Below are 18,033 nucleotides of genomic sequence, written 5' to 3'. Positions count from 1 at the left end.
CTTATGTGTTGTTACCTTTCATTATTTGTTCGCATATATGAGTATATTTATCTCTTAATCTTTATTTGGTCAATGCTTTACTTATGATATCGCCTACTATTCATCCCAATTTTTCCAGCTTATTATCTATTTTTGACGCTGAGCTTTTATTACAACGTCTAAATGAACTGGACAGTGAAAAAACCTGTAGCAGTTCTGAAAATTTAGCTGATCCTCTAACTCGATATACATCTATTAAAGATCGCTTAACGGGTGTTATTTTACTCGAATACCCGTTGGCTGAAAATAATGAACAAGCTATTACCGACTGGCTAATACAATTATTTAACGCCCTATTCGTCAATCAGCGAGTTATATTAGTTCGTGGCACTGGCGAGCCAGAATATTTTCCTGCCCAAAACAATCAACCGGCAAGAATTGAATTTGCCCATGGTTTTTTTGCCAGTGCATTACATGAAATCAGTCATTTTTGTGTTGCAGGTCAGCAGCGTAGATTGCTCCCTGATTTTGGCTACTGGTATGCACCCGATGGGCGCTCAGCAGCTCAGCAGCAAGCTTTTGAGCGTGTGGAGATTAAACCACAGGCACTAGAATGTCTATTCACCTTGGCTTGTGGACGCCCTTTTCAAGTATCACAGGACAATTTATTTGCTGACTTTGATACTAGCGAAAGTACCTTTGCTCAAGATGTTTATCAGCAAGTGAAAACATACATTGCTAAACCACATACGCTACCGGCTGATGCTAAAACCTTACTACAAGCATTACTTACTAGTTATACGATGAATTAACTTAAGAATACCGAGCATATTTTATTTTTCATAAAAACATCTTATTCCATTAGGTTAACGATTTCATACCCATATTATAACGCCTTGCCCTTAAACTTATATTTGCTTTGGGCTATACTAATGACTTAACTCATATTTTATCGACAATCATAACCTCAATGAAGCAAGCTAGTATTTGACAGTACCCTATCAATTACTATGCTCATTCAACTGTTTTTACTTAGCAAGCCTTCTATATATTTATATAACCATATTTGTTTCTCATAAATAACGATATATTTAAATGACAAAAGTCTAATAATTATAAAATAAGGAATTATTATGCAAGTACTTTATATTCATCCGGAAAATCCGCAGCCACGTCTTATTGAGCAAGCAGCTGACCTATTACGTAAAGATCAACTGATTATTTACCCAACCGATACCAGCTATGCCTTTGGTTGTCGCCTAGGTGCAAAAGACGCGCTAGAAAAGCTGAAGCACATTCGTGAGCTCGATGATAAACACCAATTTACATTGTTATGTCGTGATTTGAGTGAAATTGCCAATTATGCAGCCGTAGACAATTTGCAGTTTAAACAGCTAAAGGCTCTTACACCCGCGCCTATCACTTTTATTTTAAATGCGACTAAAGATGTGCCGAAGAAACTGGCGCATGCGAAGAAAAAAACCATTGGTATTCGAGTACCAAGCAATCCTATCGCCCAAGCACTTTTGGAAGCGATGGATGAACCTATTTTGACCAGTTCATTAATATTACCAAACCGAGATGACATATTAGATGACCCGTTTGAAATAGAAGAACTATTGGGCAATCAAATTGATGCGCTAATCAACGCTGGAATCAAGACCACTAAGCTGACCACTATTATAGATATGACCAGTAGCCAGCCTGAAGTGATCCGACAAGGTGCTGCCAATGTTGATTCATTACTACTGTAATATATTCAAAATACTACGCACACAAAAAAGCTCCAATTGAATTGGAGCTTTTTCTATAAATCATCTGGTCGATATAAAATTAGTCGCGATCAACCAATTCTACATAAGCCATTGGCGCATTGTCACCATCACGGTAACCGCATTTTACGATACGCAAATAACCACCTGGACGCGTCTGGTAACGAGGACCTAACGTGCCAAATAATTTGCCTACCATAGCTTTGCTACGCATACGGCTGAATGCTAAACGACGATTAGCAACGCTGTCTTCTTTAGCCATAGTGATCAATGGCTCGGCAACGCGACGTAATTCTTTAGCTTTTGGTAAAGTTGTTTTGATCAGTTCATGCTCAAATAATGAGTTAGTCATGTTCTGAAACATTGCCTTACGATGACTGCCGGTACGACCCAGCTTGACTCCACTCTTACGATGGCGCATAGTCAAAAATCCTTAAAGTTTAACGGCTACGATAAGAAAAGCGATCATCAACACGTAAATCAGCTGGTGGCCAGTTATCTAGGCGCATACCAAGCTCCAAATCTTTAGACGCTAATACGTCTTTGATTTCTGTTAATGATTTCTTACCAAGATTTGGGGTTTTTAGAAGTTCAGTCTCTGAACGCTGTACCAAATCACCGATATAGTAAATGTTTTCAGCTTTCAAGCAGTTGGCTGAGCGAACCGTTAGTTCAAGATCGTCCACAGGGCGTAATAGCACCGGATCAACCTCTTCTTTTTCTTTCACAGGCTCAGGCGCTTCTTCAGCTTCTAGGTCAACAAAGATAGAAATCTGTTGTTGTAAAATAGTGGCTGCTTTACGAATTGCTTCTTCTGGATCTATAGTGCCATTAGTTTCAAGCTCAATGATAAGACGATCAAGATCGGTACGTTGTTCTACACGTGCGTTCTCAACCTGATAAGCAACACGAAGCACAGGACTAAAACTTGCATCAAGCTTTAGGCGTCCAATTGCTTTAGTATCACCATCTTCACGGCGTTGGTTTGCTGGCTCATATCCACGACCCATTACTACACGCAAACGCATCTTAAGATGACCACGGTCATTCAATGTACCCAATACCAATTCTGGATTGATGATGTCTACATTGTGCGGTAACGTGATGTCTGCAGCAGTAATAGTGCCTGGACCTTGTTTATCCAAGGTCAAAAATACTTCATTTTGGTCATGAAGGGTGATTGCTAAGCCTTTTAAGTTCAAAAGCAAATCAAGCACGTCTTCTTGTAGCCCTTCAAGCGTTGAGTATTCATGGTCAACACCATCAATCTCAGCTTCAATGACTGCAGCACCAGGTAATGAAGATAACAAGATGCGACGTAAGGCATTCCCTAGGGTATGGCCAAAGCCGCGTTCTAACGGTTCGAGCGTGACTTTCGCAATCGTTTCGTTAACCGTATCCACGTTGATGGCGTTCGGCGTTAGAAACTCAGTTGCATTTAGCATCATGATGTCACCTCGATTTATTAAACTGGTTTAATTAACGTTAATTGCTCAATGCCATTTTCATCGCATCGAGCAGTACGTTACTTACTTAGAGTATAGCTCAACGATTAAGCTTTCGTTGATTTCAGCAGGTAGATCAATACGATCAGGCGCTTTTTTAAACGTGCCTTGTAGTTTGCTGTGATCAACATCTAGCCATTCTGGAATACCACGTTGGGTAGCCAGCTCAATTGCGTTTTTAATACGCAATTGTTCGCGAGATTTCTCTTGAATAGCGATGACATCACCATCTTGAAGCTGAATTGATGGAATGTTCACACGAACAAACTCATCACGGCCAGCTCTTTTTACCATCACAGTGCGATGGCTAACTAACTGACGTGCTTCAGCGCGCGTTGAGCCAAAGCCCATGCGATATACTACGTTATCAAGACGACTCTCAAGCATCGCTAGTAGGTTCTCACCAGTAGCGCCACGCTTACGAGCAGCTTCTTTGTAGTAGTTTGCAAACTGACGCTCTAATACACCATAGATACGTTTAACTTTTTGTTTTTCACGTAACTGTAAAGAGTATTCTGAGCTTTTGTTACGGCTTACACCATGTTGACCAGGTGGACGAGCCGATTTTTTCGTTTTTACGTCGTATGGTTTAACACCAGACTTAAGGCCTAAGTCTGTACCTTCACGACGTGATAATTTGAGTTTTGGTCCAATATAACGGGCCATTGTTATGTCTCCTATAAGCTTTTATTATAAAAAGCTTCGTCTTTAATATTAGACGCGGCGCTTTTTCGGCGCACGGCAACCATTGTGTGGGATTGGGGTTACATCAGAGATGCTGTTAACTTTATAACCCAATGCACCTAGTGCTCTTACCGCAGACTCACGACCCGGTCCTGGTCCTTTGACCAAAACATCGATATTCTTAACACCATATTCTTGAGCCGCTTTACCAGCGACTTCAGCTGCAACCTGAGCTGCAAATGGTGTAGATTTACGTGAACCACGGAAGCCTTGTCCACCTGAAGTGGCCCAAGCCAATGCATTACCCTGACGATCGGTAATCGTAACAATGGTGTTATTAAAAGACGCATGGATATGGGCTACGCCCTCCGATACTGAACGACGAGTCACCTTTTTGCGACTGCGAGTGTCTTTTGCCATCTTTTAGCTTCCTAAGTTAATTATCTTTTGAGAGGGCGTGTCGGACCCTTACGAGTACGAGCGTTGTTCTTAGTGTTCTGACCTCTAACAGGTAGGTTACGACGATGGCGGATGCCACGGTAACAACCAAGATCAACCAAGCGCTTGATGTTCATTGACACTTCACGACGAAGATCACCTTCAGTCATGTATTCTGAAACTTGTGCACGGATAGCATCTAACTGTGTATCATCTAACTGACTGACTTTAGTAGTAGGGGCAATGCCAACTGCTTCTAAGATTTTCTGAGCAGTGGTACGACCTACACCAAAGATGTAAGTTAGTGAAATAACAGCATGCTTATTATCCGGAATGTTTACGCCGGCAATACGAGCCATTGATTTCTCTCCATTAAAGAAAAATAAGCTTTATTTATTAAATAAGGCATTATTTTTCAGATTTGTTGCTGTTAATACTAAAGCTTTTATAATTATTATCGCTGTTTTAACTTGGAAACCAAGTCTATCCATTGAACATGTTATAAAAGGTTTTGCATAAACTACGGCAAGTGGCGGATGATATCGCATCCGCCGTTATTTTTCAAGTATTAATTTAATAAGTAGGACAAGCTTAACGCTTTACTCTACCTAAATATTAACCCTGACGTTGCTTGTGGCGAGGTTCTGCGGTACAAATAATATGTACACGGCCTTTACGGCGCACAACTTTACAGCTACCACAAATCTTCTTAACTGATGCTTGAACTTTCATAGCATACTCCTTGAAATATCGTACCGCTCATTTAAGATCGAGTGGGCGATTGAATTAACGTCTGATCATGATATTGATGGGTCATCAAATGCGCTTGAATCTGCGAGATGAAGTCCATTACCACAACCACCATAATCAGTAACGACGTACCACCAAGTTGAAACGGCACACCAAACGATGACTGAACGACCATTGGCATTAAACAAATAACCGTCATATACATCGCGCCAATAAAGGTCAGTCGGTTTAATACATGATCGAGGTAACGCTGAGTTTGTTGTCCTGGGCGAATACCTGGGATATACGCACCACTACGTTTAAGGTTTTCAGCAACTTCACGTGGACTAAATACCAATGCCGTATAGAAGTAACAGAAGAAAATAATCATTGCGCCAAACAGAACCAAATATAATGGTTGTCCTGGGGACAACACCAGTGCCATATTTTGCAATATCTTTTGCATAAAGGTAGGATCAGTCGATTGACCAACCCACTGCCCCAAACTTGCAGGAAACAACAATAATGAGCTGGCAAAAATAGCTGGGATAACCCCTGCCATATTAAGCTTCAACGGCAAATGTGATTGCTGTTGGGCATAAATCTTGCGGCCTTGTTGTTGTTTTTGCGCATAATTAACAGGGACGCGGCGCTGAGCACGTTCAATATAAACAATACCGGCAGTAACCGCGATACCTAACAGTACAAAGATAAAGAGGACAATCAAGTTCATCTGACCTTGATTGACCTGTTCGATAGACTGCGAAATCATACCTGGCGTACCAGCGACAATACTCGCAAAAATGAGCATTGAAATACCATTGCCTACGCCGCGCTCTGTAATCTGCTCACCAAGCCACATTAAGAACATAGCGCCTGCTACCAATGAGGTAACCGCTGGAATATAAAAAGTAAGACCAGCAGACAAAGTAAGGTTTTGGCTGATTAAACCAGCACACATTCCTAATGACTGCACCAGTGCTAATGCAAGCGTGCCTTGACGGGTATACTTGTTTAACTTACGTCGTCCCGCTTCACCCTCTTTTTTGAGAGCTTCAAGCGATGGCAGTACTGCAGACATCATCTGTACAATAATCGATGCTGAAATATATGGCATAATGCCAAGTGCCATGATGGACATACGCTCTAGTGCACCACCTGAAAACATATTAAACATGCTCAGAATGGTATTTTCGTTGCGCGAAAACAGATCAGCCAAATTAACCGGATTAATACCCGGTACTGGAATATGTGACCCTAAACGATAAACAATCAATGCGCCGATTAAGAACAATAGACGCGTCCATAATTCATCATACTTACGTATAAATGCAAATGGATTGAGCGGTACACCAGTCGATGACATTGATTGTTTTGACACGTTACTACTCCTCGATGCTACCACCAGCAGCTTCGATTGCTTGCTTGGCGCCTTTAGTCACTTTGATACCTTTAAAAGTATAAGCTTTAGTGACTTCGCCTGACAACATAATACGAGCGCGTTTCATGTCGTGACGGATAAGGTTAGCAGCTTTTAATGTTGCAATACTAACGACGTCACCTTCGATTTTGTTCAGTTCAGACAGACGAACTTCAGCAGTCGTCATTGCCATTTTACTGGTAAAACCAAATTTTGGTAGACGGCGATATAAAGGCATTTGACCACCTTCAAATCCTGAGCGAATGCTAGAACCTGAACGAGATTTCTGACCTTTAACACCACGACCACCAGTTTTACCAAGGCCTGAACCGATACCACGACCACGACGTTGGGCAGTTTTCTTTGCGCCAACACCTGGTGATAATTCATTTAATCTAAGACCCATTACGCTTCCTCCACTTTTACCATGTAGTTAACGCGATTGACCATACCACGAGTTGAAGGAGTATCTTCTACTTCAACAGTATGATTAATACGGCGTAAACCCAATCCTTTCAAGCTCGCTTTGTGGCTCTTGAGGCGATGGGCACCCGATTTAAATTGAGTGACTTTCATTTTTTTCATCGTAACTCACCTAGTCTAAGTTAACCCAAGATTTCGTCTACAGATTTACCACGTTTTGCTGCCATCTTTTCTGGAGTTGACATATCACGTAAACCGTTAAACGTTGCGCGAACAACGTTAGCAGTGTTGGTAGAACCATAACATTTAGTCAAAACATCTTTGACACCAGCAACTTCTAATACAGCACGCATTGCGCCACCGGCGATTACGCCAGTACCTTCAGATGCAGGTTGCATAAGAACTTTACTAGCACCATGACGTGCTTTGATCGGATGATGCAAAGTTGCACCATTAAGCTCAACAGTAATCATATTGCGTTTGGCAGCTTCTAGTGCTTTTTGAATAGCAGCTGGCACTTCACGTGCTTTACCGCGACCAAAACCAACACGACCATTGCCATCACCCACTACGGTCAACGCAGTGAAAGAGAAAATACGACCACCTTTAACAACTTTTGCAACGCGATCAACGGTAACTAAGCGTTCTACTAGACCGTCAGTCTGTTCATTTTTATCATTTTTATCATTTCTAGCCATGATTAAAACTCCAATCCGTTTTCGCGAGCAGCTTCAGCTAAAGCTTTTACTCGACCATGATATTTAAAACCACTACGGTCAAAGGCAACTTTAGTGATACCAGCTGCTTTTGCGCGTTCTGCGATTAATTGGCCCACAGACGTCGCTGCATCAGCGTTACCAGTCGCGCCTGAGCGCAAGCTGCTGTCTAAGGTAGATGCCTGAGCAATCACTTCACCACCGTTAGGAGAGATAATCTGGGCATACATATGCTTTGGCGTGCGGTTAACCGTTAGACGATGAACGCCCAAGAAACGGATGTGCGCGCGGGTTTTCTTAGCTCGACGTAGACGAGCTGCTTTTTTATCAAACATTTCAACTCACCTTATTTTTTCTTAGCTTCTTTGCGAATCACATGCTCGTCACTATAACGAATACCTTTACCTTTATAAGGCTCAGGTGGGCGGAAACCACGGATATTAGCCGCTGCTTGACCAAGCTGCTGTTTGTCGTTTGATTTTAAAACGATTTCAGTTTGCGTTGGGGTTTCAGCTGACACACTTTCAGGTAGCGTATATTCTACTGGATGCGAGTAACCAACGTTCAAGGTTATTTTATTTCCAGTAGCTTGTGCACGATAACCAACACCGATTAGTAGAAGACGTTTTTCAAAGCCTTCGTTTACGCCTATTACTAAGTTGTTTAGTAAAGAGCGCATGGTGCCAGTATGCATCATTGCTTCTTTTGAGGCTGCTACAGGTGAGAGAAATATTGCATCATCTTCCTGTTTCAGCTCGACCAATTCATGCAGGCGTAAAGACATAATGCCGTTCTTGCCTTTAACTTCGACCTGCCGATCGTTCAAAGTAACGCTTACGCCGTTTGGCAGCGTTACTGGGGCTTTAGCCACACGAGACATAGGAGTATTCCTTAAAAAATTAACTTCTTTATATTAGCGAAAAAACTAACAGGCTAAAAAGCGTGTTAGTTTAGCATAGTTGACCGCGTTAGACATCTATCAATTTGAAATAATTAATCATTACTATATCGATAGATGTCTAACAAACGTCAAATAGACTTTATTGTCGTGTAGCTTACGCTACAAATGCGACAACTTCACCACCAATACCAGCAGCGCGTGCAGCACGATCGCTCATGATACCTTGGCTAGTTGATACGATAGCAACACCCATACCTTGCTTAACAGTAGGGATAGCGTCTTTACCGCGATGCTGGCGTAAACCAGGACGGCTAAAACGTTGAATCGTTTCGATGACAGGCTTGCCTTCGAAGTATTTTAGTTCAATAGATAATGTTGCTTTGTTGTTGTCTTCTGCAGTAACAACAGCGTTAGCCACATAACCTTCGCTAACCAACAGATCAGCGATTGCTTTACGTAGCTTAGAGTTCGGCATTGCTACCGATACTTTATTAGCCATTTGTGCGTTACGAATACGGGTTAGCATATCCCCAACGGTATCTTGCATACTCATATAGTTACCCCTTACCAGCTTGCTTTACGAACACCAGGCACATCGCCTTGCATGACACGCTCACGCAACATATTGCGTGATAAGCCAAACTTGCGGAAGTAACCGTGAGGACGACCTGTGATAGCACAACGATTGCGCAGACGTACTGGTGATGCGTTACGTGGTAAAGCTTGTAGCTCTAACATCGCTTCCATACGAGTTTCGTCACTTGCAGTCATATCACTGATAGTTTCTTTTAGCTTGATACGCTTGTCAGCATATTTAGCTACCATTTTCTCGCGCTTTAATTCGCGGTTAATCATGCTCTTCTTTGCCATAACGTCTTTACCTTATTTAAATGGGAAGCCGAATGCTTTAAGCAACGCACGACCTTCATCATCAGTAGCAGCTGACGTAGTGATGGTCACATCCATACCGCGGATACGATCAATCTTGTCGAAGTCTACTTCTGGGAAAACAATTTGTTCTTTGATACCCAATGAGTAGTTACCACGACCGTCAAAGGCTTTAGGTGAAAAACCACGGAAGTCACGAACACGAGGAATTGCAACGGCAATGAGACGATCTAAAAATTCGTACATTTGCTCACCGCGTAGCGTTACTTTGCAACCAATCGGCCATTCTTCACGAATCTTAAAGCCAGCAATTGATTTACGCGCTTTGGTGACTACAGGTTTTTGACCAGCAATTGCGGTCATATCAGCTACTGCACCTTCAAGCAATTTCTTGTCTTGAGACGCGCCACCAACACCCATATTAAGTGTGATTTTAGTGATTTTAGGCACTTGCATCACGTTATCTAAACCAAGCTCTTCTTTAATCTGCTGCTTTAGTTCGTTGTTATATAAAGCTTTTAATCTTGCCATTACCATTACACCCTTAGTGTCTTACGCAGTCGCCACTACTTCACCGTTCGAACGATAGACGCGTTGTTTGTTGCCGTCTTCGCCGAATTGATAAGTAATACGGTCTGCTTTTTGGGTTTGCGCATTTAAGATTGCGACATTTGAGATGTGCAGAAAAGCTTCTTGCTTAAGAATGCCACCTTCAACGCCAGTTGCCTGATTTGGCTTCTGATGTTTAGTAACAATATTAATGCCTTCTACTTTAATACGATCATTTTTTACAGCTTGTACAGTACCTTGTTTGCCTTTATCTTTCCCAGCAATCACGATAACTGTATCGCCTTTACGTAATTTTGACATGGATTACCTCACAATACTTCTGGTGCTAGTGATACAATTTTCATAAACTGATCACCACGTAGTTCACGAGTTACCGGTCCAAAAATACGAGTTGCAATCGGCGCTTTGTTTTGGTTCAACAATACCGCAGCATTGTCGTCAAAACGTAATACCGAACCATCAGGACGACGAACGCCTTTTTTGGTACGTACAACTACCGCATTCATCACGTCGCCTTTTTTAACACGACCGCGAGGAATGGCTTCTTTAACCGTTACTTTAATGATATCGCCGACTGATGCATAACGACGATGAGAGCCACCCAGTACTTTAATGCACTGAACTCGTCTTGCACCGCTATTGTCTGCAACTTCCAGCATTGACTCAACCTGAATCATAGCGTTAACTCCGCACGTATGAGCAATAAAAACCAGTTGCTGCCGCTAGCACAGTATGAGTAGACGGCATTTAATGTAAATAACCGCAGCTTACTCTTAATGTGAGTGATATACGCTCGGCGCAATCAGCATCCTTAAAAAGGCGGACATTTTAACAGCTTCTGGCTTTTAATGCAATTTACTTAGATTTTTTCTACTTTTTCAACCACTTCAACCAAAGTCCAAGACTTGGTTTTTGAGATTGGACGCGTTTCTTTGATACGGACAAGGTCGCCTTGTTGGCAAACGTTGTCTTCATCATGGGCTTTGATTTTAGTAGAACGACGAAGCTGTTTGCCATACAAAGGATGACGAACCAGACGCTCAATCAAAACTGTGATGGACTTATCCATCTTGTCGCTGACAACTCGTCCTGTCAATACGCTAGCATTAGCTGTTTGATTGTTATCGCTCATGAGTCGCCTCGTTGTTTCTCGTTAATCATAGTCTGAATCTGAGCAATCGTACGACGATTGACTCGGACTTCATGGGTATTACCCAACTGACCAGTTGCTTTAGCCATACGAATACGGAAAGCATCAAGTTGCTTTTCATCAAGTAACTGGGTCAGTTCTTCTAATGATTTATCACGTAATTCACTGATCTTCATTACATTATCGTCCGCTTAACAATGGTAGTTTTAAAGGGCAGTTTTGCTGCAGCAAGCGTTAAGGCTTCGCGAGCAAGCTCTTCTGATACCCCTTCAAGTTCATATAGCATTTTACCAGGTTTGACTTCGCATACCCAATACTCTACAGGACCTTTACCTTTACCCATACGTACTTCTAATGGCTTATTGGTAATTGGTTTGTCTGGGAAGACACGAATCCAAATCTTACCGCCACGCTTAATTTTACGAGTGATGGTACGACGTGCTGCTTCAATTTGACGGGCAGTCATACGACCACGAGTCAAAGATTTTAGACCAATTTGTCCGAATGCAACGGTGCTTCCACGATGAGCTAGCCCAGTGTTACGACCTTTATGCATTTTACGAAACTTGGTACGTTTTGGCTGTAACATAGTTTAACCTCTGTCTGTGTTTCGACGGTTTCCGTTTCCACGACCACGGCGTTTTGGCGCCCGAGTCTGCTCTTCTTTAACGGGGTTATAAACACTGTTCATACCGTCAAGGATTTCGCCACGGAAGATCCAAACTTTTACACCGATGGTGCCGTAAGTGGTTTCCGCACGTACTGACGAATAGTCAATATCGGCGCGTAGTGTATGCAATGGCACACGACCTTCACGGTACCATTCAGTACGAGCAATCTCAGCACCGCCAAGACGGCCAGACAACTCAACTTTAATACCTTTAGCACCAGAACGCATGCTGTTCTGTACCGCGCGCTTCATTGCACGGCGGAACATAACACGACGTTCAAGCTGACTTGCGATACCTTGTGCTACCAAGTGAGCATCAAGATCAGGCGACGTGATTTCTTCAATGTTGACCTGAGCAGGTACGCCCATAATTTTGGTCAATTCTTTTTGAAGTCTTTCAATGTCTTCGCCTTTCTTACCGATAACAATACCAGGACGCGCAGTGGCGATGGTAATCTTAGCAGCACCGGTAGGACGCTCAATCATGATATTGCTAATCATAGCACTATCTAGCTTTTTGCGCAGATATTCACGAACTTGAATGTCGTTGATCAGGTATTCTGAGTATTGTTTTGGGCTAGCATACCAGTTTGCGTTATGCTTTTTGACAACACCAAGACGAATTCCGATTGGATGTACTTTTTGTCCCATAACTTATTCCCCTACCTTGATAGTGATATGACAGGTACGCTTGCTGATACGATCAGCGCGACCTTTAGCACGTGGTAGGATACGTTTTAGCGTAATGCCTTCATCAACGTAGATGGTTGATACTTTAAGGGTATCAATATCTAGACCGTTGTTGTGTTCAGCATTGGCGATGGCTGAGTTAAGACATTTCTTAACAAAAACCGCGCCTTTTTTATTACTATACGTTAGGATATCCAAAGCACGCTCGATAGATTTGCCACGAACTTCATCGGCAACGAGTCTAACTTTTTGTGCCGAAATGGCGGCACCGCGTAATTTTGCAGTTACTTCCATGGTAAGCACCTTATTTCTTAGCTTTTCTGTCAATGCCATGACCACGATACGTACGAGTCGGGGCAAATTCACCTAGTTTATGACCAACCATCTGTTCGCTCACGATAACCGGTACATGAGTACGGCCGTTGTGAACAGATAAAGTTAGGCCAACCATTTGTGGCAAAATCATTGAGCGGCGCGACCAAGTTTTGATCGGTTTGCGTGAGTTGGTATCTAATGCTTTCTCAACTTTGGCAAACAGGTGCGCGTCTATGAATGGACCTTTTTTCAATGAACGAGGCATGAAATTCTTCCTTTATTTCTTCTTGGCGCGGCGGCGGATGATCATACTGTCAGTACGCTTATTATGGCGCGTTTTAAGTCCTTTAGACTTCTGACCCCAAGGGCTGGTTGGATGGCGACCTTTGTTACGACCTTCACCACCACCATGTGGGTGATCAACCGGGTTCATTGCGACACCACGAACTGAAGGACGAATACCACGCCAACGTGAAGCACCGGCTTTACCAAGTGATTTCAAGTTGTTTTCAGTGTTAGAAACTTCGCCAATAACAGCACGGCAATTCACGTGTACGCGGCGAGTTTCGCCTGAACGCATACGAAGAATAGCATAAATACCGTCACGACCTAGTAACTGAACGCTTGCACCCGCAGCACGAGCCATCTGTGCGCCTTTACCGATTTTAAGTTCGATATTATGGATCACAGTACCCAATGGGATGTTTTTAAGCGGTAAACAGTTACCTGGACGAATTGGTGATAATTCACCTGACATTACGGTATCGCCAACTGCTTGCTTTTTAGCAGCGATAATATAACGGCGTTCGCCATCAGCATACTTAAGTAAGGCAATATGAGCAGTACGGTTAGGATCGTATTCGATACGCTCTACCGTTGCTGGGATATTGTCTTTGGTACGTTTGAAGTCAATAATACGGTAATGTTGCTTATGACCACCGCCAATATGACGACTAGTAATGCGGCCATTATTATTACGACCACCTGACTTGCTTTTTGATTCTAGAAGCGCTGCAAACGGACGACCTTTATAAAGGTGTGGATGCACCACTTTTTCAACAAAACGGCGGCCTGGTGATGTTGGCTTCGCTTTTACGATAGGCATGAGTGTAATCCTTATTCGTTGTTCGCTGTTTCACTAGTAGAAGCAGTAGTGTTAGCTACCTCTTCACCAGCATCAGCCATTTGTACATCTTGACCAGCTTTTAAGGTAACATAGGCTTTTTTATAATCATTACGACGGCCGATGCTTTTACCAAAACGCTTTGTCTTACCTTTAACATTCAAAGTGTTTACTTTTAAAACTTCAACACCTTCAAACATCATCTCAACTGCTTTTTTGACTTCTAACTTAGTAGCGTTAGAATCAATTTTAAATACCTGTACACCAAGTGAGTCGCCAAGCATTTGAGATTTCTCTGAGAATACAGGTCCTCTTAGGATCTGATAAAGTCTTGCGTTGTTCATGCTAGTGCTTCCTCAAATTGTTTCGCAGCTTCAACTGACATGATTACTTTATCAAAAGCAATCAAACTCACTGGATCCACTTCGTTTGTACCAAGTACATTGACGTGTGGGATGTTGCGAGCGGCTAAGTATAAGTTTTCGTCAACATCTTTGGTGACGATTAGTGCACGAGGTGCACCAAGCTCATGTAACTTGGCGATCAGCTCTTTGGTCTTAGGACCAGAAACGCTTATCTCTTCAACCAAAATCAGACGCTCTTGGCGAATCAATTCGGCTAGGATGCACTGCATCGCACCGCGATACATTTTACGGTTTACTTTCTGTGACCAATCTTGTGGTTTAGCCGCGAATGCACGACCACCCCCACGCCAAATTGGGCTACGAATAGAACCTGCACGAGCGCGACCAGTACCTTTTTGGCGCCATGGCTTAATACCACCACCAGAAACTTCGGCACGGGTCTTTTGAGCGCGTGTACCTTGGCGAGCACCAGCAAGATATGCGGTGACGACTTGATGCACTAGTGCTTCGTTGAATTCACGACCGAAAGCCGTATCAGAAAGCTCAACTGCCGCCCCTGTAACTGTTTTTAAATCCACGTTAATCCCCTTGCTTAGGCTTTGACTGACGGACGTACGATGACATCGCCACCGGTGGCACCTGGGATAGCACCCTTGATGACAAGTAACCCTTTTTCAACATCAACCGATATCACTTCTAGGCCCTGAACGGTAACGCGTTTGTTACCCATCTGACCTGGCATTTTTTTGCCTTTGAAGACTTTACCTGGTGACTGGTTCTGACCAGTAGAACCAAGTGCACGGTGAGATACTGAGTTACCATGAGTGGCATCTTGCATGCTGAAGTTGTGACGCTTCACGCCGCCTTGAAAGCCTTTACCTTTACTGTTTCCTGTGACATCAACCATCTGACCTTGTTCAAACAAGTCAGCTAGGATCTCACCACCAATCTCACGACCTTCAAGATCGCTTTCATTGGCACGAAATTCCCAAACACCACGACCAGCGGCAACGCCAGCTTTAGCGAAGTGACCTTTTTGTGCTGCTGTTACGCGGCTGTCACGACGGGTACCTGTGGTAACTTGAATGGCTTGATAGCCATCTGTATCAGTATTTTTTACTTGAGTAATGCGGTTAGCACTGACCTCAACCACTGTTACAGGGATAGATGCGCCTGCTTCAGTGAAGATACGGGTCATGCCGCATTTTTTACCGACTAAACCGATCGCCATTTTAGACCTCTTTATATCTTATATTAATGGGTTGGGTGTGATGTTCATTAACCCAAAGCAATTTGAACGTCAACACCCGCCGCCAAGTCTAACTTCATTAGCGCATCCACAGTTTTGTCAGTAGGCTGAACGATGTCAACCATACGCTTATGAGTACGGATTTCGTACTGATCACGAGCGTCTTTGTTTACGTGTGGTGAGGTTAGAACGTTGAAGCGCTCAATGCGAGTCGGCAACGGTACAGGACCACAAACTTGCGCACCGGTGCGCTTTGCAGTATCAACAATCTCTTGTGCAGATTGATCAATTAAACGATGATCAAAAGACTTAAGACGGATACGGATTCTCTGGTTAGCCATGCCAGCAAGCTCCTAATATGTGCTCTAGTCATTCTTGCTTTGCAAAGATATGACTAAAAGCCGTTTGGTTAAATATTCACTTAAAGCGGCCTTCTGTTCTTAACCAGAATGAGTTCTTTATCCGAACTTATAGCGTGCCAAAAGCAAAATAGTTTAAAGCCCCGCCGACCCTCCTATTATTGGATGTCAGCAAAGGCATAATGAAATAGTGCTAGAAACGATGCTCTAGCTGTCATAGCGCCAGCTGTTTGATTGGCTGCGCATATATAATTCAGTGGTATGTATTATACATAACAATCAAACGATTGCAAGAGCGTTATTTATAATTATATCTGATAAGAATTCATATAAACCTTTGTTTTTAGGCTAAATCAGCTATTTTTATAGTGAAGTAATAGCTGTAACGTTTAGCTTAAAGCAATACATCCAAAGACGTTAGCTCACAGCTCTTGATTTAAGACTCTTAATCTAAAACAATATCATATTGCTCTTGCGTATAAAGATTCTCGACATCAAAAGTAATCACCCTACCCAATAGATACTCTAAATCTGCCACTGTATCCGACTCCGAGGTCAACAATAAATCAATGACCGCTGCATGAGCAACCACAGTAAACTTCTTTGGGGAATTATAAGTACGAGCACAGCGCATGATTTCACGAAATATCTCAAAGCAGACGGTTTCAGCTGTTTTGACAAAGCCGCGCCCTTGACAAGTCGAGCACGGCTCACATAACTGCTGTCCAAGCGACTCTCGGGTACGTTTACGGGTCATCTCTACCAAGCCAAGCTCACTGACTTGAGTGATTTTAGTTTTGGCATAATCTTGTATCAGCTGTGACTGCAAGCTCTCAAGGATATCATCCTTGTGCTGCTGCTCAAGCATGTCAATAAAATCTAGGATAATAATACCACCAAGATTACGCAAACGCAGTTGCCGAGCAATGGCGTGTGTGGCTTCAAGATTGGTCTTATAAACAGTATCTTCTAATGAGCGACCGCCAACGAATGAGCCAGTATTGACATCAATAGTGGTCATGGCTTCAGTCTGATCAATAATCAGGTAGCCACCAGACTTTAAATCGACGCGCCGTTTGAGCGCATCACGTAAGTCGTCTTCGACGCGGTGCACGTCAAACAATGATTGCTCAGCGGTATAATGCACAATCCGATCATACACAAAAGGCACAAAGTCTTTGGCAAAATATCTGACTTGCTCATAAATCTGCGCGTTATCAATGACGACTTTTTCGGTACCAGCATGTACTAAATCGCGAATAGAGCGCAGCGGCAGTGATAATTCTTGATAAATGAGCTCGGAGCTTTGATTATGTTTCATTTCTTGACGACGGGCGCAGATAGTCCGCCATAATTGTAATAAATAATAAATATCTTCCTCAAGCTTATCGACAGGCACACGTTCAGCAGCCGTGCGGGCAATCAGCCCACCTTTAAGATTGACAGTTTGCATGAGACTATTCAGCTCAGTCTTGAGGCGCGTACGCTCTTCTTCGCCATCAATACGTTGCGAGATACCGATATGATCACTTGATGGCAGATACACCAAATAGCGTGATGGTAGCGATACATTGGTGGTTAAGCGTGCACCTTTACTGCCAAGCTGGTCTTTGGTGACCTGTACTAAAATACGTTGGCTTTCATGCAGACGATGTTGGATAAGGGTTTTGGATGCCGGTACGACTTCAGTATTTTGCGCACTAATAACTGGCGGTGTTGCTGCTAAATCATTAACAGTAGCATCTATAATAGTACTGTCATTATTAATTTTTTCAGCCATTTTGTTTTCAGCGACAGGGCGGGGCTCGCGCTGCATATCATTAACATGTAAGAATGCCGTCCGTGATTGCCCGATATCGACAAAGGCTGCTTGCATCCCAGGAAGCACACGGACCACCGTGCCCAAGTAGATATTACCGACCAAACCCAGTTTATTATGGCGCTCAATATAAATCTCACCCAAGATGCCATTATCTAACACGGCAACACGAGATTCCATGGGACTAATATTAATCAGCAGCTCTTCGGACATAGTGTTTTCTCTTATCACTCAGCTTTCTTATGAAACGTTCATGGCGTGGTAGCCT

The 18,033-nt window shown here is 43.0% G+C and carries 31 protein-coding genes; 2 read left to right on the top strand and 29 right to left on the bottom strand.

Annotated features, from left to right (window positions below; translation table 11 throughout):
• Positions 1–83: 83 nt before the first annotated feature.
• Both DABAL43B_RS03045 and DABAL43B_RS03040 read left to right on the top strand, forming a co-directional pair.
• The gene (locus DABAL43B_RS03045; protein ID WP_079691008.1) at positions 84–791 is read left to right on the top strand and encodes an elongation factor P hydroxylase; all 708 of its coding nucleotides are present in this window, start codon (positions 84–86) and stop codon (positions 789–791) included.
• Positions 792–1,112: 321 nt separating this feature from the next.
• Entirely contained in the window at positions 1,113–1,733 is a 621-nt protein-coding gene (locus DABAL43B_RS03040; RefSeq protein WP_079691007.1) for an L-threonylcarbamoyladenylate synthase, read from the top strand.
• Between the two features lie 79 nt (positions 1,734–1,812).
• On the opposite strand, the gene rplQ is transcribed toward DABAL43B_RS03040, so the two are convergent.
• From rplQ to DABAL43B_RS02895, 29 genes are all read right to left on the bottom strand, one after another.
• The gene (gene rplQ, locus DABAL43B_RS03035) at positions 1,813–2,172 is read right to left on the bottom strand and encodes a 50S ribosomal protein L17 (RefSeq protein ID WP_021813387.1); all 360 of its coding nucleotides are present in this window, start codon (positions 2,170–2,172) and stop codon (positions 1,813–1,815) included.
• A gap of 19 nt (positions 2,173–2,191) precedes the next feature.
• Entirely contained in the window at positions 2,192–3,199 is a 1,008-nt protein-coding gene (locus DABAL43B_RS03030) for a DNA-directed RNA polymerase subunit alpha (RefSeq protein WP_079691006.1), read from the bottom strand.
• Between the two features lie 81 nt (positions 3,200–3,280).
• On the bottom strand, positions 3,281–3,922 hold the full coding sequence (gene rpsD / locus DABAL43B_RS03025) for a 30S ribosomal protein S4 (RefSeq protein WP_079691005.1): 642 nt from the start codon (positions 3,920–3,922) through the stop codon (positions 3,281–3,283).
• A gap of 48 nt (positions 3,923–3,970) precedes the next feature.
• Positions 3,971–4,360, bottom strand: coding sequence for a 30S ribosomal protein S11 (rpsK, locus tag DABAL43B_RS03020; protein WP_058368279.1), 390 nt, complete (start codon positions 4,358–4,360; stop codon positions 3,971–3,973).
• A gap of 20 nt (positions 4,361–4,380) precedes the next feature.
• Positions 4,381–4,737 (bottom strand): 30S ribosomal protein S13, encoded by a 357-nt coding sequence (rpsM, locus tag DABAL43B_RS03015; protein ID WP_079691004.1) that lies wholly within the window; start codon positions 4,735–4,737, stop codon positions 4,381–4,383.
• Between the two features lie 256 nt (positions 4,738–4,993).
• A complete protein-coding gene (rpmJ, locus tag DABAL43B_RS03010) occupies positions 4,994–5,110 on the bottom strand; it encodes a 50S ribosomal protein L36 (RefSeq protein ID WP_010196721.1) in 117 nt (38 codons plus the stop codon).
• Positions 5,111–5,141: 31 nt separating this feature from the next.
• Positions 5,142–6,473, bottom strand: a complete 1,332-nt coding sequence (secY, locus tag DABAL43B_RS03005; RefSeq protein WP_165767659.1) for a preprotein translocase subunit SecY — start codon at positions 6,471–6,473, stop codon at positions 5,142–5,144.
• Positions 6,474–6,492: 19 nt separating this feature from the next.
• Entirely contained in the window at positions 6,493–6,933 is a 441-nt protein-coding gene (gene rplO, locus DABAL43B_RS03000; RefSeq protein ID WP_079691002.1) for a 50S ribosomal protein L15, read from the bottom strand.
• Entirely contained in the window at positions 6,933–7,112 is a 180-nt protein-coding gene (rpmD, locus tag DABAL43B_RS02995) for a 50S ribosomal protein L30 (protein WP_010196714.1), read from the bottom strand. Before rpmD ends, rplO begins: the two co-directional genes overlap by 1 nt.
• A 20-nt stretch (positions 7,113–7,132) precedes the next feature.
• Positions 7,133–7,648 (bottom strand): 30S ribosomal protein S5, encoded by a 516-nt coding sequence (gene rpsE, locus DABAL43B_RS02990; protein ID WP_079691001.1) that lies wholly within the window; start codon positions 7,646–7,648, stop codon positions 7,133–7,135.
• A gap of 2 nt (positions 7,649–7,650) precedes the next feature.
• Entirely contained in the window at positions 7,651–8,001 is a 351-nt protein-coding gene (gene rplR / locus DABAL43B_RS02985) for a 50S ribosomal protein L18 (RefSeq protein WP_079691000.1), read from the bottom strand.
• An 11-nt stretch (positions 8,002–8,012) separates the two neighbouring features.
• Complete coding sequence (gene rplF / locus DABAL43B_RS02980) at positions 8,013–8,546, bottom strand: 50S ribosomal protein L6 (RefSeq protein WP_079690999.1); 534 nt, start codon at positions 8,544–8,546, stop codon at positions 8,013–8,015.
• Positions 8,547–8,721: 175 nt separating this feature from the next.
• Positions 8,722–9,120 (bottom strand): 30S ribosomal protein S8, encoded by a 399-nt coding sequence (gene rpsH, locus DABAL43B_RS02975; RefSeq protein ID WP_079690998.1) that lies wholly within the window; start codon positions 9,118–9,120, stop codon positions 8,722–8,724.
• 11 nt (positions 9,121–9,131) lie between these two features.
• Complete coding sequence (gene rpsN, locus DABAL43B_RS02970; RefSeq protein ID WP_011279798.1) at positions 9,132–9,437, bottom strand: 30S ribosomal protein S14; 306 nt, start codon at positions 9,435–9,437, stop codon at positions 9,132–9,134.
• Positions 9,438–9,449: 12 nt separating this feature from the next.
• Complete coding sequence (rplE, locus tag DABAL43B_RS02965; RefSeq protein ID WP_079690997.1) at positions 9,450–9,986, bottom strand: 50S ribosomal protein L5; 537 nt, start codon at positions 9,984–9,986, stop codon at positions 9,450–9,452.
• Positions 9,987–10,007: 21 nt separating this feature from the next.
• A complete protein-coding gene (gene rplX / locus DABAL43B_RS02960) occupies positions 10,008–10,325 on the bottom strand; it encodes a 50S ribosomal protein L24 (RefSeq protein ID WP_010196703.1) in 318 nt (105 codons plus the stop codon).
• 8 nt (positions 10,326–10,333) lie between these two features.
• The gene (gene rplN / locus DABAL43B_RS02955; RefSeq protein WP_010196702.1) at positions 10,334–10,702 is read right to left on the bottom strand and encodes a 50S ribosomal protein L14; all 369 of its coding nucleotides are present in this window, start codon (positions 10,700–10,702) and stop codon (positions 10,334–10,336) included.
• Between the two features lie 182 nt (positions 10,703–10,884).
• Entirely contained in the window at positions 10,885–11,157 is a 273-nt protein-coding gene (rpsQ, locus tag DABAL43B_RS02950; protein WP_068408467.1) for a 30S ribosomal protein S17, read from the bottom strand.
• Complete coding sequence (gene rpmC, locus DABAL43B_RS02945; protein WP_079690996.1) at positions 11,154–11,351, bottom strand: 50S ribosomal protein L29; 198 nt, start codon at positions 11,349–11,351, stop codon at positions 11,154–11,156. The genes rpsQ and rpmC overlap by 4 nt, the downstream gene beginning before the upstream one ends.
• A complete protein-coding gene (gene rplP / locus DABAL43B_RS02940; protein ID WP_079690995.1) occupies positions 11,351–11,764 on the bottom strand; it encodes a 50S ribosomal protein L16 in 414 nt (137 codons plus the stop codon). The genes rpmC and rplP overlap by 1 nt, the downstream gene beginning before the upstream one ends.
• Positions 11,765–11,767: 3 nt before the next feature.
• Positions 11,768–12,496 (bottom strand): 30S ribosomal protein S3, encoded by a 729-nt coding sequence (gene rpsC / locus DABAL43B_RS02935; RefSeq protein WP_079690994.1) that lies wholly within the window; start codon positions 12,494–12,496, stop codon positions 11,768–11,770.
• 3 nt (positions 12,497–12,499) lie between these two features.
• Positions 12,500–12,829: a 50S ribosomal protein L22 gene (rplV, locus tag DABAL43B_RS02930; protein WP_045446615.1), complete on the bottom strand. Its 330-nt coding sequence runs from the start codon at positions 12,827–12,829 to the stop codon at positions 12,500–12,502.
• Between the two features lie 10 nt (positions 12,830–12,839).
• Positions 12,840–13,115: a 30S ribosomal protein S19 gene (gene rpsS, locus DABAL43B_RS02925; protein WP_079690993.1), complete on the bottom strand. Its 276-nt coding sequence runs from the start codon at positions 13,113–13,115 to the stop codon at positions 12,840–12,842.
• 12 nt (positions 13,116–13,127) lie between these two features.
• A complete protein-coding gene (gene rplB / locus DABAL43B_RS02920; RefSeq protein WP_079690992.1) occupies positions 13,128–13,955 on the bottom strand; it encodes a 50S ribosomal protein L2 in 828 nt (275 codons plus the stop codon).
• A gap of 11 nt (positions 13,956–13,966) precedes the next feature.
• Complete coding sequence (gene rplW, locus DABAL43B_RS02915; protein WP_010196677.1) at positions 13,967–14,317, bottom strand: 50S ribosomal protein L23; 351 nt, start codon at positions 14,315–14,317, stop codon at positions 13,967–13,969.
• Positions 14,314–14,916 (bottom strand): 50S ribosomal protein L4, encoded by a 603-nt coding sequence (gene rplD / locus DABAL43B_RS02910; RefSeq protein ID WP_079690991.1) that lies wholly within the window; start codon positions 14,914–14,916, stop codon positions 14,314–14,316. Before rplD ends, rplW begins: the two co-directional genes overlap by 4 nt.
• Before the next feature lie 14 nt (positions 14,917–14,930).
• Positions 14,931–15,569: a 50S ribosomal protein L3 gene (rplC, locus tag DABAL43B_RS02905; protein WP_079690990.1), complete on the bottom strand. Its 639-nt coding sequence runs from the start codon at positions 15,567–15,569 to the stop codon at positions 14,931–14,933.
• A gap of 47 nt (positions 15,570–15,616) precedes the next feature.
• Positions 15,617–15,928 (bottom strand): 30S ribosomal protein S10, encoded by a 312-nt coding sequence (rpsJ, locus tag DABAL43B_RS02900; RefSeq protein WP_010196670.1) that lies wholly within the window; start codon positions 15,926–15,928, stop codon positions 15,617–15,619.
• Between the two features lie 463 nt (positions 15,929–16,391).
• On the bottom strand, positions 16,392–17,978 hold the full coding sequence (locus DABAL43B_RS02895; RefSeq protein WP_079690989.1) for an Rne/Rng family ribonuclease: 1,587 nt from the start codon (positions 17,976–17,978) through the stop codon (positions 16,392–16,394).
• Between the last annotated feature and the right edge of the window lie 55 nt (positions 17,979–18,033).

The sequence above is a fragment of the Psychrobacter sp. DAB_AL43B genome, assembly GCF_900168255.1.
Taxonomy (GTDB): domain Bacteria; phylum Pseudomonadota; class Gammaproteobacteria; order Pseudomonadales; family Moraxellaceae; genus Psychrobacter.
Note: the sequence above shows the minus strand (reverse complement) of the source record. Positions and strands in the feature narration are given on the sequence as shown.

Excerpts from the sequence above, each read along its gene's own strand:
- DABAL43B_RS02895 (WP_079690989.1), bottom strand. The coding sequence starts at position 17,978 with ATGTCCGAAGAGCTGCTGATTAATATTAGTCCCATGGAATCTCGTGTT.
- rplV (WP_045446615.1), bottom strand. The coding sequence starts at position 12,829 with ATGGAAGTAACTGCAAAATTACGCGGTGCCGCCATTTCGGCACAAAAA.
- secY (WP_165767659.1), bottom strand. The coding sequence starts at position 6,473 with ATGTCATCGACTGGTGTACCGCTCAATCCATTTGCATTTATACGTAAG.
- rpsM (WP_079691004.1), bottom strand. The coding sequence starts at position 4,737 with ATGGCTCGTATTGCCGGCGTAAACATTCCGGATAATAAGCATGCTGTT.
- DABAL43B_RS03040 (WP_079691007.1), top strand. The coding sequence starts at position 1,113 with ATGCAAGTACTTTATATTCATCCGGAAAATCCGCAGCCACGTCTTATT.
- rpsE (WP_079691001.1), bottom strand. The coding sequence starts at position 7,648 with ATGGCTAGAAATGATAAAAATGATAAAAATGAACAGACTGACGGTCTA.
- rplC (WP_079690990.1), bottom strand. The coding sequence starts at position 15,569 with ATGGCGATCGGTTTAGTCGGTAAAAAATGCGGCATGACCCGTATCTTC.
- rplB (WP_079690992.1), bottom strand. The coding sequence starts at position 13,955 with ATGCCTATCGTAAAAGCGAAGCCAACATCACCAGGCCGCCGTTTTGTT.
- rpsJ (WP_010196670.1), bottom strand. The coding sequence starts at position 15,928 with ATGGCTAACCAGAGAATCCGTATCCGTCTTAAGTCTTTTGATCATCGT.
- rpsK (WP_058368279.1), bottom strand. The coding sequence starts at position 4,360 with ATGGCAAAAGACACTCGCAGTCGCAAAAAGGTGACTCGTCGTTCAGTA.
- rpsH (WP_079690998.1), bottom strand. The coding sequence starts at position 9,120 with ATGAGTATGCAAGATACCGTTGGGGATATGCTAACCCGTATTCGTAAC.
- rplO (WP_079691002.1), bottom strand. The coding sequence starts at position 6,933 with ATGGGTCTTAGATTAAATGAATTATCACCAGGTGTTGGCGCAAAGAAA.
- rpmD (WP_010196714.1), bottom strand. The coding sequence starts at position 7,112 with ATGAAAAAAATGAAAGTCACTCAATTTAAATCGGGTGCCCATCGCCTC.
- rpsN (WP_011279798.1), bottom strand. The coding sequence starts at position 9,437 with ATGGCAAAGAAGAGCATGATTAACCGCGAATTAAAGCGCGAGAAAATG.
- rpsS (WP_079690993.1), bottom strand. The coding sequence starts at position 13,115 with ATGCCTCGTTCATTGAAAAAAGGTCCATTCATAGACGCGCACCTGTTT.
- DABAL43B_RS03030 (WP_079691006.1), bottom strand. The coding sequence starts at position 3,199 with ATGATGCTAAATGCAACTGAGTTTCTAACGCCGAACGCCATCAACGTG.
- DABAL43B_RS03045 (WP_079691008.1), top strand. The coding sequence starts at position 84 with ATGATATCGCCTACTATTCATCCCAATTTTTCCAGCTTATTATCTATT.
- rpmJ (WP_010196721.1), bottom strand. The coding sequence starts at position 5,110 with ATGAAAGTTCAAGCATCAGTTAAGAAGATTTGTGGTAGCTGTAAAGTT.
- rpsD (WP_079691005.1), bottom strand. The coding sequence starts at position 3,922 with ATGGCCCGTTATATTGGACCAAAACTCAAATTATCACGTCGTGAAGGT.
- rplF (WP_079690999.1), bottom strand. The coding sequence starts at position 8,546 with ATGTCTCGTGTGGCTAAAGCCCCAGTAACGCTGCCAAACGGCGTAAGC.
- rplP (WP_079690995.1), bottom strand. The coding sequence starts at position 11,764 with ATGTTACAGCCAAAACGTACCAAGTTTCGTAAAATGCATAAAGGTCGT.
- rplE (WP_079690997.1), bottom strand. The coding sequence starts at position 9,986 with ATGGCAAGATTAAAAGCTTTATATAACAACGAACTAAAGCAGCAGATT.
- rpsC (WP_079690994.1), bottom strand. The coding sequence starts at position 12,496 with ATGGGACAAAAAGTACATCCAATCGGAATTCGTCTTGGTGTTGTCAAA.
- rplX (WP_010196703.1), bottom strand. The coding sequence starts at position 10,325 with ATGTCAAAATTACGTAAAGGCGATACAGTTATCGTGATTGCTGGGAAA.
- rplN (WP_010196702.1), bottom strand. The coding sequence starts at position 10,702 with ATGATTCAGGTTGAGTCAATGCTGGAAGTTGCAGACAATAGCGGTGCA.
- rplQ (WP_021813387.1), bottom strand. The coding sequence starts at position 2,172 with ATGCGCCATCGTAAGAGTGGAGTCAAGCTGGGTCGTACCGGCAGTCAT.
- rplW (WP_010196677.1), bottom strand. The coding sequence starts at position 14,317 with ATGAACAACGCAAGACTTTATCAGATCCTAAGAGGACCTGTATTCTCA.
- rplR (WP_079691000.1), bottom strand. The coding sequence starts at position 8,001 with ATGTTTGATAAAAAAGCAGCTCGTCTACGTCGAGCTAAGAAAACCCGC.
- rpmC (WP_079690996.1), bottom strand. The coding sequence starts at position 11,351 with ATGAAGATCAGTGAATTACGTGATAAATCATTAGAAGAACTGACCCAG.
- rpsQ (WP_068408467.1), bottom strand. The coding sequence starts at position 11,157 with ATGAGCGATAACAATCAAACAGCTAATGCTAGCGTATTGACAGGACGA.